This window comes from uncultured Microbacterium sp. (assembly GCF_947632095.1).
Lineage (GTDB): Bacteria > Actinomycetota > Actinomycetes > Actinomycetales > Microbacteriaceae > Microbacterium.
Genome location: NZ_CANROA010000033.1, coordinates 1 through 24,810, shown reverse-complemented (window position 1 = coordinate 24,810; position 24,810 = coordinate 1). Strand labels below are relative to the sequence as shown.

Here is a 24,810-nt window from a genome sequence, read left to right as displayed (position 1 = left end):
GGCTGCGAGTACCACGTCACCACCCCCAGCGACCAGATCTGACCGGAGAGCGCCATGTCCACCACACTCATCGTCGGCGCCTGCCAGGCAGGCGTCCAGATCGCCTCGGTGCTGCGCGAGCGCGGCGACACCGGCCCGATCCTCCTCGTCGGCGAAGAGGCGCACCGCCCCTACCAGCGACCGCCGCTGTCGAAGGGGTGGATCAAGGGCGAGCTTCAGCCCGATGACGTCATCCTCCGCACCCGCGAGTGGTTCGCCGAACGCGACATCGAGCTCGTCACCGGTGACCGCATCGTCACGGTGCACCGTTCGCCGGACGGCACCGGTGTCGCCACCACCGAGGGCGGTCGCCGCATCGAATTCGACCGCCTCGCGCTGACGACCGGGGCATCCGCCCGCCGGCTCCCGCTCGAGGGCACCGACTATCACGGCGTGCACTACCTGCGCGACGCCGATCAGGCCATCGCCCTGCAGCCCGCGCTCGCCGACGAGCAGGCGAAGAACGTCGTCGTCATCGGCGGCGGATTCATCGGACTCGAGACCGCGGCCGTCGCCCGCGGCCTCGGCAAGAACGTCACCGTGCTCGAAGCCGCGCCCCGGCTCGTCGGCCGCGTCGTCGCCGAGGAGACCAGTGCCTTCTACCTCGATGCGCACCGCCGACGCGGCATCGATGTCGTGCTCGATGCCCGCATCCGCGGCATCCTCGGCGGAGACGCCCGCGTCGCCGGAGCCCAGGGCTCCGTCACCGGCGTCGAGCTCGAGGACGGCACCGTGATCCCCGCCGATCTCGTGCTCATCGGCGTCGGCGTCATCCCGCGCACCGAACTCGCCGACCAGCTCGGCCTCGCGGTCGACGGCGGCATCGTCGTGGATTCGGCGGCCCGAGCATCCGATGGCATGACCGTCGCCGCCGGCGACTGCACCCTCATGCCCAACCCCTACCCGCTCGGGATCGGCGGCAGCATCCGCCTCGAAAGCGTCAACAACGCCCTCGAGCAGGCGAAGATCGCCGCCGCGACCCTCCTGGGCGAAGAGGCCGAGTACCGGTCCGTGCCGTGGTTCTGGTCGGACCAGGGCGATCTGAAACTGCAGATCGCCGGGCTGTCGACCGGATATGACCAGGTGATCGTGCGCGGCGAGCCCGACAGCGAGAAGTTCTCGGTGCTCTACTACCGCGAAGGCCGCCTCATCGCCGCCGACGTCGTGAACCACCCGGTCGAGTTCCTCGCCGTGAAATCCGCGCTCGCCAAGGGCGGGACGATCCCGCCGGATGCCGCCCGCGACACCACCGTCCCGCTCAAATCCGCCGTCGTGCTGCCCGACGCCGCGACCGTCTGAAAGCCGGAGAACGACATGACCCTCCCCGCCGTCACCCCCGTGGACACCACCCCCATCTCGGCCGCCGCTGCGCACGACGACCTCGACCCGCTGTGGCGCGCCATCGTCGCCGAGTCGCGCTCGCGGCAGAACGACATCCACCTGCCCATCTCGTTCGCCTTCGCCGAGCGGCTCTGCCAGGCGCACCCCGAGGCAGACTCCCTCGTCGTACGGGTCGCGATCCTGCTGCACGACACCGGCTGGGCGCGCGTCGACCAGGACCGCATCATCTCGGAGGGCTTCGCCGGAGACTGGCGCCGGGCCGACGTGCGCTACGAGCACGAGCGGCACGGCTGCGACATCGCCCGCGAGGTCCTGCCGCCGCTCGGCTACGACGACGCGTTCATCACTCGCGTCACCGACATCATCGACGGGCACGACACCCGGCAGGAGTCGCGCTCCATCGAGGACTCGCTCGTGCGCGATGCCGACCGGCTGTGGCGCTTCACCCCGACCGGCATCGCGTTGGCCTCGCAGTGGTTCGGATTCACCCCCTCGCACTACTGCAGCCGGCTGCACGCCGAGATCATGCCTGAACTGCTCACCGACGCGGCCGTGCAGATGGCGACCGCCGAGCTCGACCGCGCCGAGCTGCTGTTGAAGATCGAGCAGTTGTCATGACCCTTCTCACAGACGACCCCGTGGCGGCGATGCGCGATCGCCACCGCGAGGCCGCGGCAGGACTGCCGTACACCCGCGTCAGCGGCCACCGCATCGGCGGGGTCGAGACGACGGCGACCTCCCCCGTGACCTCACCGGTCGTCGATCCGGCGACCGGTGAGGAATGGGGGTCGGTGCCGGAGGCGGACGAAGCAGTCGTCGATGCCGCGGTCGCAGCCGCTCGGGCCGCCCAACCCCAGTGGGCGGCCCGAGCACCCTCCGAGCGTGCGGATCTGCTGCGCCGCATGGCGGATGCCGTGGAGCGCAGGGCCGATGTGCTGAGCATCACGAACACGCTCGAGAACGGCTCGCCCGTCTCGGAGACCGCCGGGGCCGCGGCGAATGCGGCGTCCATCCTGCGGGTGTTCGCGAGCCTCGCCTCGCACCTGGAAGCCGGAGACGTTCGGGCGTTCCCGACCGGCGGAGCGGAGACCGTCGTCGCGCAGGACCCCATCGGCGTCGCGGCGCTCATCGCACCGTGGAACTTCCCGATCAACCTCGTCGTGATCAAGCTCGCCCCCGCACTCGTCGCCGGGTGCGCCGTGGTCATCAAGCCCGCCGGCCCCACGCCGCTGTCGATCCGGTTCCTGCTGGACGCGGCCGACGAGGCCGGCATCCCGCCGGGGGTCATCAACCTCATCACCGGCGAGGGCGCGACGGGCGAGCTGCTCGTGCGGCATCCGGGCATCGACAAGGTCGCCTTCACCGGGTCGACGCCGGTGGGCCGGCGCATCGCCGCCGCCTGCGGCGAGCTGCTGCGACCGGTGACGCTGGAACTGGGCGGCAAGTCGACGGCGCTCGTGCTGCCGGATGCTGATCTGGATGCCATGTCGAAGGTGCTGATCCGCAGCAGCATGCGCAACACCGGGCAGACCTGCTACATCTCCACGCGGCTGGTCACGACGCCCGACCGCTACGACGAGCTCGTCGACATGGTGACGGCGACGGTCGCAGCGGCCCCCGTCGGCGACCCGCTCGACCCGTCGACCGTGTTCGGGCCCGTCGCGACCTTCGCGCAGCGCGACCGCGTGCTCGGGTACATCCGCGCCGGCGTCGCCGAGGGGGCCCGGGCCACCGTCGGAGGAGACGTGCCAGAGCCCATCCCGGGCGGGGCGTTCGTCGCGCCGACCGTGTTCGCCGACGTTACGCCCGATATGACGATCGCGCGGGAGGAGATCTTCGGCCCCGTCATCACCCTGCTGCGGGCCGATTCGATCGATGCCGCGGTCGACATCGCCAACGACACCCCGTTCGGCCTCGGCGGGATCGTGTTCGGCGGGGACGAGGATGCCGCGTTCCGCATCGCCCGGCGCATGGACACCGGATCGGTCGGGGTCAACATGTTCGCCTCGAACCACTACGCGCCCTTCGGCGGCAGGCACGACTCCGGGCTCGGGGTCGAGTACGGGCTGGAGGGGCTGGCCGCGTACCTCACGCCGCAGTCGGTGCACCGCCGCGTGCGCTGACGCCCGCGCACTGGTTGCACCTGGCGGAGGTTGTTGCACCTGGCGGAGGTTCTGTGGAAGAAAGTCCGCCAGGTGCAACAACCTCCGCAGGGAGCAACGCCGATCGCCCCCGCCCGGCCCCGAAACGCCGCACAGCGTAGGATTTTCCTATGCAGATGAACGAGACGCGCGCCTGGAACCGGTTCTATGCGCCGGGCACCCCGATCGACATCGAACCGGTCACCGGTTCGCTCAGCGACCTCCTCGATGAGCGCGTCGCCGAGTGGGGCGACCGCCCCGCGATCGCCTTCTTCGACCGCACGGTCAGCTACCGCGAGCTCGGCGACCGCGTCGCGCGCACCGCGAACGGTCTGCGCGAGCTGGGCGTGAAGGCGGGCGACCGCGTCGCCCTGATCATGCCGAACGCGCCCCAGCACGTGATCGCGTTCTACGCCGTGCTGCGCCTGGGCGCCGTCGTCGTCGAGCACAACCCGCTCTACACCCGCGATGAGCTCGAGGTGCAGTTCCGCGACCACAACGCCCAGGTCGTGATCACCTGGGACAAGCTCGTGCCGACGCTGCGCGAGCTTCCCGACGATGTGCGCCCGCGCGACATCATCTCCGTCAACGTCACGACCGCGATGCCCCTCTCGATGCGGTTCGCGCTCGGGCTGCCGATCGCCAAGGCCCGCGAGTCCCGCGAGAAGCTGACGGCTCCCGCCCCGGGCACGATCCCGTTCGCGAAGCTCGAGAAGAGCGCACCGCTGGCCGCGTCGCACCCGCGCCCCGCAGCATCCGATCTGGCGTCCCTGCAGTACACCTCCGGCACGACCGGAACCCCCAAGGGTGCCATGATCACGCACGCCAACCTGTGGTCGAACGCCCGCCAGGGCGGTGCGTGGATGCCGGAGTTCACCCGCGGCGAGGGGCGCATCTACGGCCTGCTGCCGATGTTCCACTCCTTCGGCGTGCTGCTGTCGGTCATCTACTCGGTCGAGACCGGTTCGTGCGCGGTGCTGTTCCCGACGTTCGATCCCGCACTGGTCGAGAAGGCGGCGAAGAAGTTCCCGCCGACGTTCGTGCCCGCCGTGCCGCCGATGTTCGACCGCCTCGCGCGCGTGGCGAAGGAGGGCAAGCTTGACCTCTCCGGCGTCGTCTACGCGATCTCCGGCGCGATGACCCTGACCCCGGCGGTCGTCAAGCGCTGGGAGGATCAGGCCGGCAGCATGCTCAACGAGGGCTACGGCCTCACCGAGACGAGCCCCGTTGCCCTCGCGAACCCGTTCACCGACCACCGCAAGATCGGTGCGATCGGCATCCCGTTCCCGTCGACCGACATCAAGGTCGTCGACCCGAACGAGCCGACCCGCGAGGTCGAGCTGGGGGAGTCCGGTGAGCTGCTGATCCGCGGCCCGCAGGTGTTCCAGGGCTACTGGAACCGCCCCGAAGAGACGGCCGCGACCCTGCTCGAGGGCGGCTGGCTGCGCACCGGCGACCTCGTCGTGCAGGACGAGGACGGGTTCGTCACGGTCGTCGACCGCAAGAAGGAGATCATCATCACGGGCGGCTTCAACGTCGCACCCAGTGAGGTCGAGCAGGTCATCGTGACGGTTCCGGGGGTTGCGGCATCCGCCGTCGTCGGCATCCCCCGCGGAAGCGGAGCCGAGGTCGTCACGGCGGTTGTCGTGCTCGAAGAGGGCGCCACCTTCGACGAGGATGCGGTCCGTGCCGTGGTGCGCGAGCACCTGGCCGAGTACAAGCGTCCGAGCGCCTACACGGTTTGGGAAGAGCTGCCCACCTCGCTCATCGGCAAGGTGCTGCGCCGTACGGTGCGCGACACGCTCATCGCCGACCGCAAGGCGACGCGCGCGATCGAGGACTGACCCCGAAAGCACGAAGGGGGCGCACCGGTTCGACCGGTGCGCCCCCTTTTTCGTTTCGTGGGGTCAGGCGGGGACGGATGCCTCGGCTGCGGCCTCATCGGAGTCCGCCGTCGTCACCGCACCGCGCTTACCGCGGTAGGCGGCGATCGCGAGGACGATGCCGATGACCGAGGCCAGCACGACGAGGGCGCCGACGCCGCGGAAGCCCAGCAGCGTGGACGAACCGCCGTCGGTCAGTTCGAGGCTGGAGAGCGCGCCGTAGATGCCGACGGCGAGCGAGGTGCCGACGCAACCGGCGATCTGGAACCCGGTGCTGATGGCGGTGATGCCGTGCGGGGCGAGTTCGCGGTCGAGGCTGGCGAGCGCGAAGGTCTGTGCGGGGCCGACGACGAACGCGGTGCCGAGCACGGCCGGGATGTAGAGCAGCGCGAGCAGGACCACCGAGCCGCTGCCGGCGGTGATCACGACGAGCGCGACGAAGACCGCCATCACGAGGTAGCCGAGGGCGATGCTCACGCGTCCGCCGTGGCGGTCGAAGAGGCGTCCGGCGATCGGGCCGAGAACCACGGTGAGAAGGATGCCGGGGGCCAGGGCCAGCGATGCGCCGAGGGGCTCGACGCCCTGCGCGGACTGCAGGAAGATCGGCACGACGACGTTCATCGCGAAGACGAAGAGCAGACCGAGCATGGTCATGAGCATTCCCAGTACGAAGGGCGTGTTGCGGAACGGGCGCATGTCGATCAACGGGTTCGAGATACGGTTCTGGCGAACCACGAACAGCACGAGCGCGATGATGCCGACGACCATGGCGCCGAGCGCGATGAGCAGCGAGCCTTCGAAGACGGTGGAGACGCCGTAGAGCAGGCCGACGAGGCCGATGGTGATGAGCAGGAACGAGGCGACGTCGAGCACGGGGCGGCCGAGTTCGGCGACGTTGCGCAGCAGCAGGGCGCCGAGGATCAGGACGATCATCGAGAGCGCGCCGAAGACCCACATGAGCAACGGCCAGGGGGCGATGGTCAGCAGCATGCCCGACAGCACGATCGCCAGCGACGGGCCGAGGGTCGTCATCGCGGCCATGATGCCCATGGCGAGGCCGAGCTTCTTGCGCGGCGCCACGGTCAGCGTGATGTTCATGCCGATGGGGGTCAGAAGTCCCGTGCCGATCGCCTGCAGCAGACGGCCGACGAGCAGCACCTCGAAGCTCGGGGCGAGGGCGCCGATGATCGAGCCGACGACGAGGAACGCGACGGTGATGACGAACAGCGGCCGTGTGGAGAAGCGGTGGTAGAGCACGTTCGCGACCGGCACGAACACGGCGGCGACGAGCAGGTAGCCGGTGGCGAGCCACTGGACGGTGCCGACGGTGACGTCGAAGTCCTGCATGATCGGGGTGAGTGCGACGTTGAGGAACGTCTCGTTGAAAGTGGCGAGGAAGGCGGCCGCGGCGGCGACGGCGATCATCCCCACCGCCTGACGGGGTGTGCGCGTGGGCACGGAGGAAGACGACAAGAGGGGCTCCTGACACGGGGTGAACGGGCGGTGCGCGGTTCGACCGTGCCGTGTCAGAAGCTGCCGCAGTGGGGACGTTCGTCGTGTCGTGTCATCGAATGCGTCATTGCGGCTCGAGGCCGTCGTCCATTGTATCGGCGCCCTTCCTGAGAAATCAGGAAAGCGGGACTCAGGAGCGGTCGAGAACGAAGCGGGGCCGGGCGGCGAAGATGCCGAACAGGGCCTGCAGGCTCATGGTCACGAGCAAGGTCACGAGCGATGGTGCCCAGCTGCCCGTGCTCGCCTGCACGGCGCCGAACAGAGCGGGACCGATCGCGGCGATGGCATAGCCGACGGCCTGCGACATCCCGGACAGGGCGGATGACGTGCTGGCGTCTCGGGCGCGTTCGGCCATGAGGGTCAGGGAGACGCCGAGGGACATCCCCGAGAAGGTGCCCAGCGGGATGACCCAGAAGCCGATGAGGTCGGGCAGGAGCATGAGCCCGATGATCCCGGCGATGCCGAGCAGGGGGAGGGCCGCAGGGGTGATGCGGGCGCCGCGGCCGCGCATGGCGGCGGCGATCGCGAGCGAGCCGACGAGCGAGAACACCTGGTAGACCATGACATCGATGCCGGCCAGTGTGCTGTCGCGGCCGGTGTCGAGCGACATCGTCGCGATCCAGGTGACGAGCACGTAGAAGGTGGTCGATTGCACGCCCATGTATCCGGCGACCTGCCAGGCCACGGGGTCGCGCCAGATCGCGGCGCGGGACGCCGCGGTGCCGGCCGCATCTCGGGTGCGCGCCTCGTGTCGGATGACGGACCACCAGGCGAGGATCGCGATCGGGGCGAGCGCGGCGCCGGTCACGAGCAGCGACAGCCGCCATCCGGCTCCGGCATCGGCGCCCGTGGCATCCGCGATCGGAACCGCGAGACCGGATGCCACCGCACCCGCCCCGCCGAGGATCGCCGAGTACACGCCCATCATCAGAGGAACCCGCAACGGGAAGTCCCTCTTGATGACGGCGGGAAGCAGCACGTTGCCGATCGCGAGGGCGATGCCGATCAGGGCCGTTCCCACCCACAGCCAGATGCTCGAGCCGGGGATGGATCGCACGACGACCCCGAGCAGCAGCAGGCCGAGGGCGGCGAGGACCGCGGCGCCGAGGCCGAGGCGGCGGCCGAGCCCGTGGGCGAACGGGGAGACGACCGCCCAGGTGAGCAGCACGATGGTCGAGAGGGACCCGAGGAGGGCGAGCGGGATGCCGGTGTCCCCGGCGATCCGGTCGATGACCGGACCGACCGCTGTCACCGCGGGGCGCATGAGCACGGCGACCAGGCACAGCGCGACGATCCCGAGCCAGTGTCGAGCCCTCATGTGCATCCTCTCTCCGCGCGAACGCGCAGTTCCCGTCGCACTTTCTGTCGCGTGCCAGTGTGGCAGGCCGACAGAAAGTGCGACGGGAACGAGTGTGTCAGGCCGAGGCCTGCTGCGTGGCGCCCGAGTTGGTCTTCGCGCGCTGGATCTCGCCGTAGATGTGGTGGCGGAGTTCAACGAAGCGCGGGTCGGAGCGCGTCGTGAGCTGGTCGCGCTCATCAGGCAGGTCGATCGTGATGTCGTCCTGCACGACGGTCGGCCGGTTCGACAGCACGATGACGCGCTGGCCGAGGTAGACCGATTCGTCGATGTCGTGCGTGACGAACAGCACGGTGACACCGAGGTCCTTCCAGATCTTGCGCACGAGGTCCTCGAGGTCTGCGCGGGTCTGCGCGTCGACCGCGGCGAACGGCTCGTCCATCAGCAGGATCTGCGGGCGGTAGGCCACGGCGCGGGCGATCGCCACGCGCTGCTGCATGCCGCCGGAGAGCTGCCACGGGTACTTGTCGCCGGCATCGGCGAGGCCGACGGCGACGAGGGCCTCCTGCGAGATGCGACGACGCTCGGCCTTCGCGATGCCCGCGCTCTTCAGCGGCAGCTCGACGTTGCCCTGCACGGTCATCCACGGGTACAGGCTGCGCCCGTACTCCTGGAAGACGACGGCCATCGTCTTGGGCGGGCCGGTGATGGCCTTGCCCTCGATCTCGAGCCGGCCCGCGGTGGGCGGCAGGAGCCCGGCGATGCACTTGAGCAGCGTCGTCTTGCCGGCGCCGGATGGGCCGACGATGCAGACGAGCTGCCCCTGCGGGATCGAGAAGGTCAGGTCGCGGATGGCCTCGACGGCCTCGGCCTGCGGCGTGGGTGCCGGGTAGACCTTGCGAAGACCCTCGACGAGGAGGACGGGGGTGTTGTTGTCAGGACTCACGCTGCACTTCTCTCAATCCGTGGTACCAGCGAAGGATGTAACGCTCGGCGTAGCGGAAGATGACCGCGAGGGCGAGGCCGAGCAGGCCCAGAACCAGGATGCCGCTCCACATTTCGGGGACGGCGAAGTTCCGCTGGAACTGGACGATGGTGAACCCGAGGCCCGCGGAGGTGTACCAGAGCTCCGAGATGACCATGAGGATCAGGGCGATGGACAGGGACTGGCGGACACCGGCCATGATCTGCGGTGCCGCGGCGGGCAGCGTCAGGTAGCGCAGCCGGTCGAGCCGGCCGAGTCCGTAGCTGCGGGCGGTCTCGCGCTGCACCTCGTCGGTGGCGCGCACGCCCTCGACGGTGTTCAGCAGCACGGGCCAGAGCGATCCGAAGATGATCACGAACACCTGCATGCGCCAGTTCACGCCCATGACGATCATGAGCAGGGGCAGCAGGACGGGCGGCGGGATCGCGCGGAAGAACTCCAGGAGCGGTTCGAGCAGGCGGCGGACGGTACGGAAGGATCCGATCAGGATGCCGAAGACCACACCGAAAGCGATGGAGCCGATGACTCCCAGGCTGAGGCGGCCGATGCTCGGCAGCACGTCGCGCTGGAAGCGCTCCCCGAACCACGTCTCGAAGAACGTCGTAACGAGCTCCGGCGGAGTCGGCACGTAGAAGCTCGGGTTGACGACCGATGACATCCACCACAGGGCGATGAGGATCGCGGGCAGCCCCAGCAGGAACAGGACGGACTTGAGGAACTTCATCCCATCGCCTCGATTCGTACGGAGGTGTGCCAGGCGAGCACGCGCCGCTCGACGAAGCGGGCGACGAGGTTGATGGCCACGCCGATGAGTCCGGCCGCGACGATCAGCGCGTACATGCTGAGGGTGTCGCCGCCCTCTCGTGTCTCGGCGATCTGCTTGCCGAGTCCGGGGGATCCGATGAGCATCTCGGCCGTGATGGCGAGGACGAGGGCGACCGCCGCGGCGAGGCGCAGACCCGTCATCAGGTAGGGCAGCGCCGTCGGCCAGACGACGTGGCGCACGCGCTGCAGGCGGCTGAGCCCGTAGCTGCGGGCGGTCGCGTCGGCGACCGGGTCGACGTCCTTCGCTCCGTAGATGACCTGCAGCAGGATCTGCCAGAACGCGGCGTAGACGATCAGGAGCAGGCTGGACTGCATCTTGGTGCCGAACAGCAGCACCGCGAGCGGGATGAGGGCCACGGAGGGCACAGGCCGCAGGAACTCGATCGTGGAGTGCGTGAAGCGCTCCATGAAGCGGCTCGATCCGATGATGAAGCCGAGCACGATGCCGGCGATCGCGGCGATGAGCAGGCCCACGAACCAGCTGGTCATGGTGTCGCCCACGTCCCGCCAGAAGGCCTTGTCGATGACGTATTGGCCGAAGCGCACGAGCACGTCGCTGGCGGCGGGGATGAAGCGGGAGTTCACCAGGCCCGAGCGGGAGGCGATCTCCCAGATGGCGAGGAAGCCCACCACGCCCACGAGGCCGAGCAGCGCTCCGCTGTTCTTGCCCACCCAGGAGGTGCGGCGGCCGAGCCGCCGCACCTCGCTGTGCGTGTTGATGACTGCGGTCACGGCAGCAGGTTGTCGAAGTCCGGCTCGGCCTTGAGGACGCCGTACTCCTGGGCCGCGGCGGCGAGCTTCTCGATCGAGGCGCGGTCCATCTCGGTCGGGAACGTGGGCAGCGTGATCTCGGCGAGGACCTCGGGCGGGGTTGAGGTGTAGGTGGCCATGACCTCGCGGACGACGTCGGGGTTCGCGTCGGCGAACTCGAGCGACTTGGTCATCGCGGTCTGGAACTTCTCGAGCAGGTCGGCGTCGATGCTGTTGAGGGAGAAGTAGGCGGCGATGTCGAGGTTCGTGTCGAAGTCGGCGTAGGCGTAGGTGATGACGTCGAGGCCGGCGTCCAGAGCGCTCGTGACGAACGGCTCGACGACGAACGCGGCATCGACCTGGTCGTTCTCGACGGCGGCGATCGCGTCGGGGAAGGGCACCTCGACGAAGCTGATCGTGGACGAGTCGGCGCCGTTCTCATCGACGACCGAGCGCACGACGGTGTCGTTGATGTTGCCGACGCTGTTGGATGAGACCTTCTTGCCGGCGAGGTCGGCGGGCGAGGAGATTCCGGAGCCGGGCTTGGCGATGACCGCGCCCATGTCCTTCGTGGTGTCTCCGGTCGTGCCGACAGCGGCCGAGACCATCTGGATGTCGAGGCCCTGGTCGGCCGCGACCATGAGGGAGAGCGTGTTGCTGAAGCCGAAGTCGTAGTCGCCGGAGACGACGGCGGGCACGATCGCAGCGCCGCCGGTGGCGGTCTCGATCGTGAGGTCGAGGCCCTGCTCCTCGAAGAAGCCCTCGGCCTCTCCGACGTAGAGGGCGGCGGTGTCGGCGATCGGGATGACGCCGACCGTGATGGGCGTCAGGTCCGCAGAGCTGCCGCTGTCGCCGCCGGATCCGGTGGCCGGGGCATCCGAATCGGTGCATCCGGTCAGTACGAGTGCGCCCGCGGTGATCGCAGCGAGGGCGAAGATGCCTGCCTTTTTCATGTCACTCCGTCGTGTCGGCGGACGGCCCCAATGCCATCCGATGACCCGACGCTACTCACGAGCCGATGACGCTGTCAATTCTGTTTACGAAATTGATAACAATCCGCGAGAGGGGCGTCAGAGGGGAACGGGGACGGCTTCGGCGAACTCCTTCAGAGTCGCGATGACGCTGCCGACGTGAATCTCCATCGCGGCACGGGCACGGGCGGGGTCGCGCGTGCAGACGCCCTCGATGATCTCGAGATGCTCGGGCAGCGATGTGCTGGGCCGCCCCGGCACGAGGAAGAGTCGGAACTGATGGCGCACCATCTGCCCGTTGAGCTGCTCGAGCACCCGATCGGCAGCCGCATGCTCGGCGATCTCGCGCACCGTGGCGTGCAGGGCGACGTTGAGCTCCGAATACCGCATCAGCTCATGACCGTCGATGGCCTCGACCATGTCGGCACCGATCTGACGCAGCACCGTGATCTGAGCATCCGTCACCCTCTCGGCCGCCCGGGCGGCGACGAGCCCCTCGACCGACTGGCGGATCTCGGTGATCTCTATCGCCTCGGTCGGGGAGATCTCGCGCACCCGCGCACCCCGGTTCGGGGTGAGCTCTATCAGGCCCTCCGCCTCGAGCTGGATCAGGGTGTTGCGCAGGGTGAAGCGGCTGGCGCCGAACTCGGTGGCGAGATCCGCCTCGATGAGGCGCTGGCGCGGGGCGTAGACGCCCCGCAGGATGGCGTCGCGCAACTGTGCGCGCACGTCGGTCTTGTCAGGCATCGGCGTTCCTCTCAAGGGCGGCAAGATTGTTGACAATGTAGCCGATGAGCGTGCGGTTGGCGATGGGTGGTTTCGTCGAGCGTCAGGACTTGCGGGAGCGACAATGCGAGCCCGCGCTCAGCGCGCGGAGCCGACGGGCTCCTCGGTCGGAGCATCCTGCGCCGGGATCCCGAGGTCGGCCTTCTTCGCGGCCGGGATGCACGCGGCGATGATCGCGGCGACGACCGAGACCCCGGCGCCGAGGATCAGCGCGGTGCGGAAGCCCCATTCGGTGGGAACCGCGGTTCCGCCGAGGTCGGTCGTCATCTGGGCGAGCACGAGACCGATCACGGCAGCGCCGGTCGTCGTGCCGAGCGAGCGCATGAGCGTGTTGAAGCCGTTCGCAGCTCCGGTCTCGCTGCGTGGGACCGCGCTCATGATGATGGCGGGCATGGCGCCGTAGGCGAAGGCGACACCGCTGTTGATGACGATTCCGGTGAGCAGGAGCCCCCATGTGCTGCCCATGCCGACGAGGCCCACGCCGTAGCCGGCGGCGAGGATCGAGACGCCGAGCACGAGGGTGAACTTGGGTCCGCGCGTGCGGATCAGTCGACCGCTGACGGGGGAGAGGAGCATCATCATGAGGCCGGCAGGAGCCATCCACAGGCCCGCGGCGAGGATCGACTGGCCGAGGCCGTAGCCCGTTGCGCTCGGCAGCTGCAAAATCTGCGGCATGACGAGCATGCTCGCGTACATGCCGAAGCCCACGAAGATGGATGCGATGTTGGTCAGCAGCACGCGGGGCCGCGCCGCGGTGCGGAGGTCGACGAGCGGGTCGGTCGTGCGGGTCTCCCAGAAGCCCCAGAGCACGAGCACGATGACGGCGAGGGCGAGCATCCCGAGGGTGAGGGGTGAAGCCCATCCCCATTCGGAGCCCTTCGAGACCGCGAGGATCAGGGAGACGAGGCCGATCGCGAGGCCGATCGCACCTAGGCCGTCGAAGCGCTGGCCGGCGGCGCCGGCGGCGGTGACGGGGATGAAGCGCCAGATCGCGAGGGCGACGAGCAGGGTGACGGCGGCTCCGCCGACGAAGAGGGTGCGCCAGTCGGCGAACTCGATGACGGCCGCCGAGACGGGCAGGCCGATCGCGCCGCCGACACCGAGCGTTGCGCTGACCGTGGCGATCGCCGAGGGGAGGCGGTCGGTCGGCACGAGGTCGCGCAGCAGGGCGATTCCGAGGGGGACCATTCCCGATCCGAGGCCCTGCAAGGCGCGGCCGGTGATCATGATCTCGACGTTCGGGGCGACGGCGCAGACCAGGCCGCCGAGGATCAGCGGAACGGCGAGCACGAGGATCATGCGCCGTTTGCCGAAGAGATCGCCGAGGCGGCCGGAGATCGGCACGGCGACGGCGGCGGTCAGCAGCGTCGCGGTGATGATCCAGGCGGTGTTGGCGGGTGAGGTGGCGAAGATCGCGGGCAGCTGCGGGATGAGCGGGGTCACCATCGTCTGGGTGATGGATGCCGCGATCCCGGCGAGCGCGAGGACTCCGACGATGAATCCGGTCTTCGGTGCGGTTTCTGCCCTGGCCACGAGGCCCCCTCAACATTCTCGATATGCACTATGCATAACGTAGGTATGTTACACATCGGCGCTAGGATCGAGTAATCGGAAGGCAGGTCATGGAACGCCGCATCGGAGACATCGAGTACGAGCAGATGATGCTCAGCCGCTACACGATCGCGCACCATCGCAGCGCGCGCGGCATGGACCGCAGCGTCTATCTGCTGTTGAGCGGAATCAGCATCCATGGCCCGATGTCGATCGGCGAGCTCAGCGAGATGCTCCACCTCGACGCGTCCACGCTGCAGCGTCAGACGGGCGCGGCCATGCGGGCCGGATTCCTCGAGCGCAAGCCGGATCCCGAGGGCGGTCTGGCGCGGAAGTTCGTGCTCACCCCCGAGGGCGAACAGCGCCTCGTCGCGGTGCGCGATCGCTCGGTGGATGCTCTCGGAAAGATCCTCGGCGACTGGTCGGATGACGACGTCGACCGCTTCGCCGAACTCCTGCACCGCTTCAACGCCTCGATCGAGGACTACCGCGCCGATCCGCGCGACTGATCCCCCGAGTGCAAAACGCTCCCGTCGCACTTTCTGTCGTGCGTCGAGGCGACGCGCCGACAGAAAGTGCGACGGGAGCGGAGGCTCGAGCCGCAGGGGCTCAGCGCTGCTGCACGCCCAGTTCGTCGAGCGGCGTCTTGTACGTCTCGCGGCCCGTGCCGATCGCGATCGCCGAGATGACGCAGGCCAGGGTCGTGTAGGCTGCAGCCGGCCACCAGGCGTCGCCGTTGGCGGTGGAGATGGCCTGAATGATGACGGGCGAGAAGCCGGTCAGCACGAGGCCCAGCTGCAGGCCGACGGCCATGCCGGTCACGCGGTAGCGCACGTTGAACAGCTCGGCGAAGTACGAGGGGTACACGGCGTTCGTCGCGGCCAGGGCGATCGAGACCGTCAGCAGCACGCCGATGAAGATCATCGGGATGTTCGCCTCGCCGACGGCCCAGAAGAAGAGCCAGACGGCGACGGCGCCGAGCAGGTTGCCGCCGATGAGTACGGGCTTGCGGCCGATCTTGTCGGCGAGCGAAGCCATGAGCGGCTGGGTGATGAGCGCCACGACGTAGCCCATGATGACGGCCCACAGCATGACGTCGGCGTCGATGCCCACGACGTTCGTGGCGTAGGTGAGGCCGTAGACGGGGACGGTGGTGCTGATGACGAGCAGGAAGGATGCGAAGATCAGGCGCACGACGTCCCACGGCTGGTGGCGCAGCACCTCGCCCAGCGGCACCTTCGCGGTGGTGCCGGACTCCTTCTCGATCGTGAACGCCTCCGTGTCGCGGACGGTGCTGCGGATGATGAGGCCGACCACGAGGAGCACGGCGCTGAGCCAGAACGGCACGCGCCAACCCCACGCGAGTAGCTGGTCGTCGGGGAGGGCGGCGACGCCGATGAAGGCGAGGGTTGCGAGGATGTAGCCGACCCAGATGCCGTTGACGGCCCAGGACGTGTAGAGCGAGCGGTGCTTCTCGGGAGCGTGCTCGAGGGTGAGCGAGGTCGCTCCGGCGAGCTCGCCGCCGACGGACAGCCCCTGGCACAGGCGCAGAGCGACGAGCATAATCGGCGCGAGGATGCCGACCGTGTCGTAGGACGGCAGGCAGCCGATCAGGAACGTGGCGACACCCATGACGAGCAGGGTGAGGATCATGATGTTGCGGCGGCCGAAGCGGTCGCCGAGGTGCCCGGCGATGAATCCGCCGAGCGGTCGGGCGAGGTAGGCCACGCCGTAGAGCCCGAGGGAGTAGAGCAGGCCGGTGGCGCCGGCGTCCGCGAAGAAGACGCGGGCGAAGACGAGGGCGGATGCCGACGCGTAGATGTACATGTCGTAGTACTCGAGCGCGGAGCCGATGAAGCCCGCGAGAGAGGAGCGCTTGCTCTGGTTGCCCGGGGCTCGCATACTCGCGGTCTCGGGAAGAATTCCTGTCTTCATCGACATGGTGCCTCAATCGTTGGGGTGCGGACTGTTTCCGATTTAAGCGATAGTAGAACCTCTTTGCGTAAGAAGCAATCCCTGGTAGCTTCTTTTGCGTGATACGCAAAGAAGCGCCACGGGTGGAGTCCGTCCACCGTGCCCTCGTCCTTTTGAAGACGATCATCGACCACGGCTCGCTCGGCGTGACCGAGGCCGCCGCTCTGCTCGACGTCAACGCCTCCACCGCGCAACGGCTGCTCGCCACGCTCGTGCACGACGGCTTCGCCGTGCAGAGCCCCGACCGCCGCTACTCAGCCGGCCCCGCTCTGACGAGCCCCGGACTCTCGACGCGCATCCCGCAGCTCACCGACCGTCTGCGCCCCGCGCTCGAGGCGCTGTTCGACCGCTCCGGAGAGACCGTGCACCTCGCGGCGCTCCACGGTACCCGCGTGTTGCACCTCGACGGCATCGAGGCCCGCACGCACACGCTGCGCTTCGGGCTGCGCGTCGGCGTCTGGTTGCCCGCGCACGCCACCGCCGGCGGCAAGGCGCTGCTCGCCGATCTCACCGATGAAGAGATCGTGCAGCGCTACGCGGATGCCGCAGGCCTCCCTCATGCACGGACCGATATCGATATGCCGGCGCTTCTCGAGGATCTCGCCGAGGTGCGCACGACCCGGATCGCCTCGAACCTCGCCGAGAGCGAGCCCGGCATCGCGGCGCTCGCCACGTCGATCGGCGAGGTCGGCGGTCACCGCATCGGGCTGAGCATCGCGCTGCCGATCGCCCGGTACACGCGCGACGATGCCGACCGGTGGGCGCAGGATCTGCGCGAGGTCGCCGAGGCAGTGCGATCGCGGCAGCGCTGAGACGCGGCATCCGGGGATCTCCTTCCACCGGGAGCCGGTGATTTCAGCGCCCCGAAATGCTGGCAATCACGATTCCGAGTCGTGTCCCCGAGCGTCCATGGGACAGGCTGGATGAGGCGATCAGCGCAGCGGCGCGCGGATGCGGCATCCTGTCGCCCCGCGCCATGCACCGTCGGCTCCCGCCGGCACGACCCGGGATTGTCATGCCGTTCCTCACCCTGCTCCTGCTCGCCCTTGGCGTCTCCGCCGATGCCTTCGCCGTCGCCCTCGGCAAGGGGCTCGCGCTGCGCCGCGGCGTTCTGAAGGGAGCGCTCGTCCTCGCGATCGCCTTCGGATTCTCGCAGGCGCTCATGCCGCTGATCGGATGGATGCTGGGGAGTGCGTTCTCCGACATCATCGACCCGATCGACCACTGGATCGCCTTCGGTCTGCTGCTCGTCATCGGCGGGAAGATGCTCTGGGAGGCGCTGCGCGGCGGTGATGGCGACACGGTCGACAGCGAAGAGGCGTTCTCGGTGCGGGAGGTCGTCATGCTCTCGATCGCGACGAGCATCGATGCGCTCGCCGTCGGTGTGAGCCTGACGGTCTTCGACATCAACATCTGGTTCGCGATCGCCGTGATCGGGCTCGTCACCTTCGCCCTCTCGTTCGTGGCCGTGCTCATCGGGCACCGCGTGGGCACCCGGTTCCGGAAGCTAGCTGAGATCGTCGGCGGGCTCGTGCTCGTCGGCATCGGTGTCAGCATCCTCATCGAGCACCTGGGCTGATCGCATCGCCCTCTCCGGCCTCCGTGCGGTGAGAATGGGGGCATGAGCTTCGACGCGATCACCGAGACCGACCTGCGTGCGGCGGGCAGCCTGAAGTGGACGATGTTCCCCGACGCGATCGGCGCCTTCGTCGCCGAGATGGACTTCGGCGTCGCTCCGGTGATCCGGCGGGCGATGACGGATGCCGTCGATGCGGGCCTCACCGGATATCTGCCCGCGCACCTGGACGCCGAGCTGCGTGCGGCGACGGCGGACTGGTACTCCGAGCGCTACGGCTGGCGCTTCGGCGCCGACCGGGTGAAGCTCGTGCCCGATGTGATCGCGGCCTTCGAGTTCGCGCTCACCCGTTTCACCTCGCCGGAGGGTGCGGTGATCGTGCCGACGCCGGCGTACATGCCGTTCCTGTCGGTGCCGCCCAGGCACGGCCGCCGCGTGAGCGAGGTGCCGAGCCGTGAGGTCGATGGCCGCTGGGTCATGGACCTGGATGCCGTCGCTCAGGCCTTCGCCGACGGCGGGGAGCTGCTCGTGCTCTGCAACCCGCACAACCCGCTCGGCACGGTCTTCACGCGCGATGAGCTCGGGGCGGTCGCGGAGGTCGTCGAGCGGGCCGGCGGCCGGGTGTTCTCGGATGAGATCCACGCGCCTCTCGTCTACGGCGACGCGCAGCACGTGCCCTACGCCTCGGTTTCCGCCTCGGCCGCCGCGCACACCGTGACCGCGGCATCCGCTTCGAAGGCGTGGAATCTCGCCGGTCTCAAGTGCGCGCAGATGATCTTCTCGGATGCCGAGTCCGAAGCGCTCTGGCAGGCCGATGGCGGATGGCTGGGGCATGGCACCGCGACGATCGGTGCGGTCGCGAACCTCGCCGCTTACACGGCGGGCGCGGGCTGGCTCGACGATGTGCGCGACTACCTCGACGGCAATCGGCGGATGCTCGAGCAGCTCGTCGCCGGGATTCCCGGTGTGCGCCTGACCGCGGTCGAGGGCACGTACATCGCGCTGCTGGACTTCCGGGAGACCGGACTGACCGGCGATCTGGGGGAGTGGTTCCGCGAGAATGCCCGCGTCGCGATGACGGACGGCGCCGCATGCGGCGAGGCCGCGATCGGATTCACCCGGTTCGTGTTCGCCATGCCCCGCCCGCTCCTGGGCGAGGCGCTCGGCCGCATCCGCGAGGCCCTCGCCGCGCGGTGACCGTCCCGCGCGGGATCAGACCGTTTCGGAGCGCTTCTGACGGAACGGGCGCGCGGGGGTGCTCGGGCCGTCCCAGACGGTGATGATGCCCCAAGCCGCGGCGGCGAGCGGCACCGAGAGCACGGCGCCGACGATCCCGCCGAGGATCGTGCCGGCGGTCAACGCGAGCAGGATGACCAGGGCGTGCAGCTTGAGGGAGCGGGCCATGACGACCGGCTGCAGGAAGTTGCCCTCGAGCTGGTTGACGAGCACGACGATTCCGACGACCACGAGCGCCTCGATCGGCCCGTGCGTGACGAGCGCGACGAGGGCGGCGAGGATGCCGGCGGCGGTCGCGCCGACGAGGGGGATGAATGCCGTCAGGAAGACGATCACGGCGAGGGGCACGGCCAGCGGGATCTGCAGGATCGCCAGGCCGATGCCGATGCCGATCGCATCGGCCGCCGCGACGATCGACGTGCCGCGGATGTAGCTGCCGAACACCTCGACGGCCTTATCGCCGACCCGGCGGGCGCGGGCGTAGGCCTGGCCGGTGAAGGGGCGCAGCAGGAACTCCCAGATGCGCGGTCCGTCCTTGAGGAAGAAGAACAGCACCACGATCATCAGTGCGAGGCCGGTGAAGAAGCTGGCCGTCGCCGAGACGCCGGCGAGAGCGCCCTGGCCGAACGAGGCGCTGGTGAGGAAGCCCGTGACGGTCGACCACACGTCATCGAGATCGATCGCCTCGATGTCGAAGGGGAGCGTCTGCACCCACGCCGCCACCTGCACGAAGCCCTCGGTGGCGGAGGTCGCCAGGTCATCCCACTGGGTGCGCACGGTGAGCACGATGACCCAGATGATGCCGCCGAGAACCACGATGATCCCGATGAGCGCGATCCACGTGGCGAGGATCGAGGGGACGCCCCGCTTGCGCATGAGATTCACGACCGGGTGGATGGCGCAGGCGAGGATCAGCGCGATCGTGACGGGGATGAACACGAGCGAGAGCTGCGTGATCGCGAAGACGGCGATCGCGACGAGTGCGAGGACGGCGAGCGTCTGCAGGCTGCGGGTTGCGGCGAGGCCGAATCCACGGGACCACAGGCCGGGCTCGACAGCATCCGATCCATCGCGGATTTCGGCGGGAATCTCGATTCGGCGGAAAAATCTCATGTCCGGTGCCTCCCCTGGTGGCGATTGAACGTCGCTCAGCAAACCTAACAAAAGGATGCTGCGGCACCTCCGAACCATTGACGTGCATGTATCCGGTGGTCTAGCTTCCTTAACGTCAGACATCTGACATCCCGAGTTGCAGCGCTGCATCTCGCCCCTTTCCGGGCGCGACGGTCGGCGTCGCCGACCCCCGGAAGGAACAGGATGATCACGTCTCCCCGCCGATCCTCTCGCCGAGCACTCGTGCTTGCGACCGCACTGCTGATGGGGGTGAGCGGCGCGCTGATCCCCCTCTCCGCAGCGACCGCCGCCGCACCCGATCCCGACTTCGACATCGCCGCTCCCACGGGCGGTGCCGGCTCGTACACCGAGCAGCAGCTCGCCACCAATGGGCAGGGCGGGTTCCCGAATTACCGCATACCGGCGCTGACCGTCACGAACTCCGGCGACCTGCTCGCCTCGTACGATGGTCGCCCGACCGGGGCTGATTCGCCCGGCCCGAACTCGATCCTGCAGCGCCGCTCGACTGACAACGGCGTCACCTGGGGGCCGCAGGAGGTCATCGCCGCGGGAAAGACGAGCGATCCGATCGAGGGGTACTCCGACCCCAGCTACATCGTCGACCGCGAGACCGGCACGATCTTCAACTTCCACGTGAAGTCCTACGACCAGGGATTCTGGGGCTCGGCGCCGGGCTCCGACCCGGACGACCGCTCCGTCACGCACGCGAACGTCTCCGTCTCGACCGATGACGGCCACACCTGGACCGGCCGCACCATCACCGCTGAGATCACGGGCGATCTCGACGTGAAGTCGCGGTTCGCGGCATCCGGTCAGGGCATCCAGCTGCGCTACGGCCCGTGGGCCGGCCGCCTCGTGCAGCAGTTCACGTTCCTCGCCACCGACGGTCAGGTGCAGGCCGTGTCGGTGTACTCCGACGACCACGGCGACACCTGGCAGGCCGGCACGCCCTTCGGCACCGGCATGGACGAGAACAAGACCGTCGAACTCTCCGACGGCCGCGTCATGATGAACTCGCGCGACTCGGCCAGGTCGTACTACCGCAAGGTGGCGTACTCGACCGACGGCGGCGTCACCTACGGGCCCGTCACCCTCGACACCGACCTGCCCGACCCGACCAACAACGCCTCGATCCTGCGCGCCTACCCCAACGCCCCGCAGGGATCGGACGAGGCGAAGGTGCTGCTGTTCTCGAACTCGGCATCCCAGGTCGAGCGCGAGAACGGCACCATCCGCATCAGCTACGACGACGGTGAGACGTGGTCGATCTCGCGGGTCTTCCAACCGGAGGGCATGGGGTACTCGACGCTCGCAACGCTGCCGGACGGCACGATCGGCATCCTCTATGAGCCCGACCGGGGCTACGCGGGCATCCGTTTCGCGAAGTTCGACCACGACTGGCTGCTCGCTGCGCCGAGCGCCACCCCGGGTGGATTCGAGATCAGCTCGTCTCGGGTGACCAGCGATGCTCCCGCGGGCGGCTGGAAGGTCGGCGACGTCGTCTCCTACGCGTTCACCGTGACGAACCTGTCGGCATCGAAGACGACGATCTCCCCGGTCGGCGCGGGGCTGACGAACTTCGATCCCGCGAACGCCGCGCAGAACTGCCGCTACCGCGACCTGCCGGCGCGCGGGTCGTACACGTGCCCCTGGGCGAAGCACACGATCACCCAGGCCGACCTCGACGCGCAGTTCTTCGTGCCCGAGACGACCTGGACCTCCACCTCGGGATCGACCGTCACGACCGTCGAGCACACCGGCCCCGGTGTGTACTTCGGTGCGGCGGGAAACATCTCGGTCGTCGGCTCGCACACGAACGCTCAGGCGCCCTATGCGGTGGGTGACGTGCTGCGGTTCTCGTTCACAGTGCGAAACCTCTCGACCGCGACGACCGCCGTCGTTCCGACCGGCGACCTCGCCGGTTTCGACCCGGCGAACGCCGCGCAGAACTGCCGTTACCGCTCGCTGCCGGGCGAGCAGTCCTACACCTGCACCTCGGCGTCGCACGTCGTGACGCAGGCCGATCTCGACGCGGGCTCGTACACGCCGTCCACGACGTGGACCTCGACCTCGGGATCGAGCGTGACGCGCATCGACCTGGATGCTCCGGCGGTGCAACTGCGCTGAGCCCCGCACGTGTCCCGCCGGTTGCCCCCTCGACCGGCGGGATCCGTGTGTTCGGGGTGTGGCGGGCGCGCGGAGCATCCGTGCCCTGCCCGAATCTCAGCTCTTCGAACCGGTCAGCGCGAGGGTGCCGCCGAGGCCGATCATCATGACGCCTCCGGTGCCGGCGAGCGTCGAGATGCGGCGCGGTGATCGCGCGAACCACGCCCGCGCGGTTCCGGCAGCGAGTGCCCAGACGCTGTCGCACACGAGCGCGAGCAGTTGGAAGGTGAGACCGAGAAGGAGCAGCTGTGCCCACACGTTGCCCGCCGAGGGGGCGACGAACTGCGGGAGCACGGCGACGAAGAACGCGATGGTCTTGGGGTTCGTCATTCCGACAATGAAGCCCTCGGCCAGGAGCTTGCGAGCGGATGCCGGAGCACTGTCCGTGCCAGGGACATGCGCATGCCGGTGCCGAATGGCCTGTACGCCGAGGTAGACGAGGTAGATGGCGCCGGCGATCTTGATCACGGTGAAGGCGGCGACCGAGGACGCGACGATCGCGCCCACCCCAAAGGCGACGGCGACGACCGCGGGGACGGTGCCGAGCGCGTTGCCGACCACGCTGAGCACGCCTGCTCGGCGACCCAGCGCGATCGAACGACCGATGACGAACAGCACGCTCGGCCCGGGGATCACGATGATCACCACGGACGCGATGGCGAACGCGAGAAGGTTCTCGAACGGAGGCATGCCCGAAATATACTCCCGAGCCGTGCGCGGCGGAATAAAGTTCGTGCGTAAATTTACATTGGTGTGTAAAGTTGCACTGTGATCCAACTTTGACAACTTCCGCCGTTCTCGAGGACGGCATCGGAAGGAGGGGGATATCGATGGCCGAGGGGGCGCTTCTGGGGACGCGTTGGTCACCGGTTTCCATGGTTCACCCGTTGTTGTGGCCGCCTGGGGAGGCGGCCACAACATCGACTCCATGCGCGTAACGTTGATCACCGGAGTGGAGTGAGGAGAAGGCTTCGTGTCTGAAGGGCTGCGTGAGCGCAAGATGCGTCTCACTCGACGGCGGATGGAGCAGGCGGCTGTCGACCTCGCCTATGAGAACGGCATCCAGAGCGTCACCGTCGATCAGATCTGCGAAGCCGCGATGGTCTCGCGCAGCACGTTCTTCAACTACTTCCCCTCGCTGGATGACGCGATCTTCGGCCCGCCCCTGACGTACGACCCTGCGCTCACCGAACGACTGCTCACGAAGTACAGCGACGCCCTCGTGATCGCCGCATCGTTGATCGTCACCGAGACGCTCCGCGGTCAGCTCGATGACGACATCGCCCAGCGGCGCCTGGCGCTGCTCTCCCGTGAACCCGGGGCGACGACGGCGGTCTCCTGGTCGAGCGATGAGAGCCGTGAGGGCCTCGTCGACGTCGTTGCCGCCTGGCTCGATGATCATCGTGAATTCGCCAAGATTCCGGATATCGACAGCATGGCCGAGGCGCAGATGATCGTCGCTCTGTGCATCTCTCTCGGCGAAGAGGCGATCCCCCAGCTGATCGAGGAGGGCGGGCGGCTCATCGTCGACGAGGATGCCTATCGGCGGGCGTATCGTCGGCTCGGCCAGCTGCTGGGCGTCGCGGACTGAGCGGCGCGCTTCGGAGTCGTTGTGCTGCCGACGGAGCCGTGCCGCTGTCGCCGTGAGTATGAAATCCTCATCACAGGGCCTTGAGTCGGAAAAACTCATCACGTATGCTTGATGAGGGAAAGGTAATCACATGCGCAGCGCGCCGATTAAAGACTCTGCAATGCTCGGGCACCTGTTGGTCGAGTTGCGGGCCGAGGCGGGTCTGACTCAGCGTGAGCTGGCCGACGAGCTCGGCGTCAGCCAGCGCTATATCGTCGAACTCGAGCAGGGAAAGCAGACGAAATCGGTTGAGCGCCTCCTGAGGTTCATCTCGCAGACCGGAGGCAAGCTCTACCTCGAGACGAGTTCAGATGCCTGAGCTTTGGCGGGCTCAGCGCTTGACGATGACGATGTTTGCCCCGTTGTCCGGGTGGTAACCGAAGGTTGCTTCGTACCCGTCCCAGGTTTCGGAGAGGCGTCCGGACGATGCGGTGACTGACCTAATGTTCGTCTGCACGAAGGCTGGGACTGGGAGCTCCTCGAATACGCAGTCCACGACGAGGCTACCCACGCCTAGCGGGTCATCATCCTGACCCTTGGTCTGAATAATCAACGTTTTGCCATTGTCCTCAAGGGCCAGTACCCCTTCGAGCATCGGGCTGAAAGTTTCGGACAGCGCGGCGGAATTGTCGGATTGGCCCTCGTCCGCGAGGTAGCTTTCGATTGGTTTGCTGCCTTCGCAGGCTTCGTAAACGCGCTCAATATTCGTGGGTTTCGTGACTGCAAGGGCTATTCCGCCAATTGCAGAGGCTGCGATGAGTGCTCCCCCTGCGATGATCGCGGGAAATTTCCAGCTTCGGTTCCGGGGTGGGTCGACAAGTGTTTGTGATGTCATGGCTGATTCTTGAGGTTCGCGGGCGTCCGTAGGCTCGGGGCCCGGCGCTTCAGAGGGAGAAGGAGTGCTTTCAGACATGAGTTCTCGTTTTCTTGAAGGAGGTCTGACTCGCCCCGGTGTGTCCGGAGACAGGATTCCTTGGAAGGATCTGTCTTATGGGACGTCCCAGTAAGTATCC

Annotated in this window: 23 protein-coding genes; 11 read left to right on the top strand and 12 right to left on the bottom strand. The window is 68.1% G+C overall.

What is annotated here, in order from left to right:
* Positions 1-54 precede the first annotated feature (54 nt).
* From Q0Z66_RS09190 to Q0Z66_RS09175, 4 genes are all read left to right on the top strand, one after another.
* Positions 55-1,338, top strand: coding sequence for an FAD-dependent oxidoreductase (locus tag Q0Z66_RS09190; RefSeq protein WP_298040423.1), 1,284 nt, complete (start codon positions 55-57; stop codon positions 1,336-1,338).
* 15 nt (positions 1,339-1,353) lie between these two features.
* Positions 1,354-1,998 (top strand): HD domain-containing protein, encoded by a 645-nt coding sequence (locus tag Q0Z66_RS09185; protein WP_298040422.1) that lies wholly within the window; start codon positions 1,354-1,356, stop codon positions 1,996-1,998.
* Complete coding sequence (locus Q0Z66_RS09180; protein WP_298040420.1) at positions 1,995-3,503, top strand: aldehyde dehydrogenase family protein; 1,509 nt, start codon at positions 1,995-1,997, stop codon at positions 3,501-3,503. Before Q0Z66_RS09185 ends, Q0Z66_RS09180 begins: the two co-directional genes overlap by 4 nt.
* Positions 3,504-3,652: 149 nt before the next feature.
* Positions 3,653-5,365 (top strand): long-chain-fatty-acid--CoA ligase, encoded by a 1,713-nt coding sequence (locus Q0Z66_RS09175; protein WP_298040418.1) that lies wholly within the window; start codon positions 3,653-3,655, stop codon positions 5,363-5,365.
* 63 nt (positions 5,366-5,428) lie between these two features.
* Here Q0Z66_RS09175 and Q0Z66_RS09170 read toward each other — a convergent pair whose 3' ends face one another.
* From Q0Z66_RS09170 to Q0Z66_RS09135, 8 genes are all read right to left on the bottom strand, one after another.
* Complete coding sequence (locus Q0Z66_RS09170; RefSeq protein ID WP_298040417.1) at positions 5,429-6,862, bottom strand: MFS transporter; 1,434 nt, start codon at positions 6,860-6,862, stop codon at positions 5,429-5,431.
* Between the two features lie 184 nt (positions 6,863-7,046).
* A complete protein-coding gene (locus Q0Z66_RS09165; protein ID WP_298040416.1) occupies positions 7,047-8,234 on the bottom strand; it encodes an MFS transporter in 1,188 nt (395 codons plus the stop codon).
* A gap of 97 nt (positions 8,235-8,331) precedes the next feature.
* Positions 8,332-9,159: an ABC transporter ATP-binding protein gene (locus tag Q0Z66_RS09160; protein ID WP_298040414.1), complete on the bottom strand. Its 828-nt coding sequence runs from the start codon at positions 9,157-9,159 to the stop codon at positions 8,332-8,334.
* Positions 9,149-9,922 (bottom strand): ABC transporter permease, encoded by a 774-nt coding sequence (locus tag Q0Z66_RS09155; protein ID WP_298040412.1) that lies wholly within the window; start codon positions 9,920-9,922, stop codon positions 9,149-9,151. Before Q0Z66_RS09155 ends, Q0Z66_RS09160 begins: the two co-directional genes overlap by 11 nt.
* Positions 9,919-10,755, bottom strand: a complete 837-nt coding sequence (locus Q0Z66_RS09150) for an ABC transporter permease (RefSeq protein ID WP_298040410.1) — start codon at positions 10,753-10,755, stop codon at positions 9,919-9,921. The genes Q0Z66_RS09155 and Q0Z66_RS09150 overlap by 4 nt, the downstream gene beginning before the upstream one ends.
* A complete protein-coding gene (locus tag Q0Z66_RS09145; protein ID WP_298040408.1) occupies positions 10,752-11,726 on the bottom strand; it encodes an ABC transporter substrate-binding protein in 975 nt (324 codons plus the stop codon). The genes Q0Z66_RS09150 and Q0Z66_RS09145 overlap by 4 nt, the downstream gene beginning before the upstream one ends.
* A gap of 117 nt (positions 11,727-11,843) precedes the next feature.
* Entirely contained in the window at positions 11,844-12,491 is a 648-nt protein-coding gene (locus Q0Z66_RS09140; protein WP_298040406.1) for a GntR family transcriptional regulator, read from the bottom strand.
* A gap of 117 nt (positions 12,492-12,608) precedes the next feature.
* Positions 12,609-14,063 carry an MFS transporter gene (locus Q0Z66_RS09135; RefSeq protein ID WP_298040405.1) on the bottom strand — a complete coding sequence of 485 codons (1,455 nt, stop codon included), beginning with the start codon at positions 14,061-14,063 and terminating at the stop codon, positions 12,609-12,611.
* Positions 14,064-14,152: 89 nt separating this feature from the next.
* On the opposite strand from Q0Z66_RS09135, the gene Q0Z66_RS09130 reads away from it, so the two are divergent.
* Positions 14,153-14,590: a MarR family transcriptional regulator gene (locus Q0Z66_RS09130; protein ID WP_298040403.1), complete on the top strand. Its 438-nt coding sequence runs from the start codon at positions 14,153-14,155 to the stop codon at positions 14,588-14,590.
* A 100-nt stretch (positions 14,591-14,690) separates the two neighbouring features.
* Here Q0Z66_RS09130 and Q0Z66_RS09125 read toward each other — a convergent pair whose 3' ends face one another.
* The gene (locus Q0Z66_RS09125) at positions 14,691-16,022 is read right to left on the bottom strand and encodes an MFS transporter (RefSeq protein ID WP_298040401.1); all 1,332 of its coding nucleotides are present in this window, start codon (positions 16,020-16,022) and stop codon (positions 14,691-14,693) included.
* A gap of 116 nt (positions 16,023-16,138) precedes the next feature.
* Between Q0Z66_RS09125 and Q0Z66_RS09120 the strand changes: the two genes are divergently transcribed.
* From Q0Z66_RS09120 to Q0Z66_RS09110, 3 genes are read left to right on the top strand one after another with little or no spacing between them, the layout of a single operon-like run.
* On the top strand, positions 16,139-16,867 hold the full coding sequence (locus Q0Z66_RS09120; RefSeq protein WP_298040399.1) for an IclR family transcriptional regulator: 729 nt from the start codon (positions 16,139-16,141) through the stop codon (positions 16,865-16,867).
* Positions 16,868-16,923: 56 nt separating this feature from the next.
* The gene (locus Q0Z66_RS09115) at positions 16,924-17,634 is read left to right on the top strand and encodes a manganese efflux pump MntP family protein (RefSeq protein WP_298040397.1); all 711 of its coding nucleotides are present in this window, start codon (positions 16,924-16,926) and stop codon (positions 17,632-17,634) included.
* A gap of 42 nt (positions 17,635-17,676) precedes the next feature.
* Positions 17,677-18,828, top strand: a complete 1,152-nt coding sequence (locus tag Q0Z66_RS09110) for an aminotransferase class I/II-fold pyridoxal phosphate-dependent enzyme (protein ID WP_298040396.1) — start codon at positions 17,677-17,679, stop codon at positions 18,826-18,828.
* A gap of 15 nt (positions 18,829-18,843) precedes the next feature.
* Here the strand turns inward: Q0Z66_RS09110 and Q0Z66_RS09105 are convergent, their stop codons facing one another.
* On the bottom strand, positions 18,844-19,980 hold the full coding sequence (locus Q0Z66_RS09105; RefSeq protein ID WP_298040395.1) for an AI-2E family transporter: 1,137 nt from the start codon (positions 19,978-19,980) through the stop codon (positions 18,844-18,846).
* 204 nt (positions 19,981-20,184) lie between these two features.
* On the opposite strand from Q0Z66_RS09105, the gene Q0Z66_RS09100 reads away from it, so the two are divergent.
* Entirely contained in the window at positions 20,185-22,128 is a 1,944-nt protein-coding gene (locus Q0Z66_RS09100) for a sialidase family protein (RefSeq protein ID WP_298040394.1), read from the top strand.
* A gap of 96 nt (positions 22,129-22,224) precedes the next feature.
* Here the strand turns inward: Q0Z66_RS09100 and Q0Z66_RS09095 are convergent, their stop codons facing one another.
* Entirely contained in the window at positions 22,225-22,857 is a 633-nt protein-coding gene (locus Q0Z66_RS09095; protein ID WP_298040393.1) for a LysE family translocator, read from the bottom strand.
* A 283-nt stretch (positions 22,858-23,140) separates the two neighbouring features.
* On the opposite strand from Q0Z66_RS09095, the gene Q0Z66_RS09090 reads away from it, so the two are divergent.
* Positions 23,141-23,758, top strand: coding sequence for a TetR/AcrR family transcriptional regulator (locus tag Q0Z66_RS09090; protein WP_298040392.1), 618 nt, complete (start codon positions 23,141-23,143; stop codon positions 23,756-23,758).
* A gap of 130 nt (positions 23,759-23,888) precedes the next feature.
* Complete coding sequence (locus Q0Z66_RS09085) at positions 23,889-24,116, top strand: helix-turn-helix domain-containing protein (RefSeq protein WP_298040390.1); 228 nt, start codon at positions 23,889-23,891, stop codon at positions 24,114-24,116.
* A 12-nt stretch (positions 24,117-24,128) separates the two neighbouring features.
* On the opposite strand, the gene Q0Z66_RS09080 is transcribed toward Q0Z66_RS09085, so the two are convergent.
* The gene (locus Q0Z66_RS09080; protein ID WP_298040388.1) at positions 24,129-24,632 is read right to left on the bottom strand and encodes a hypothetical protein; all 504 of its coding nucleotides are present in this window, start codon (positions 24,630-24,632) and stop codon (positions 24,129-24,131) included.
* Positions 24,633-24,810: the final 178 nt, after the last annotated feature.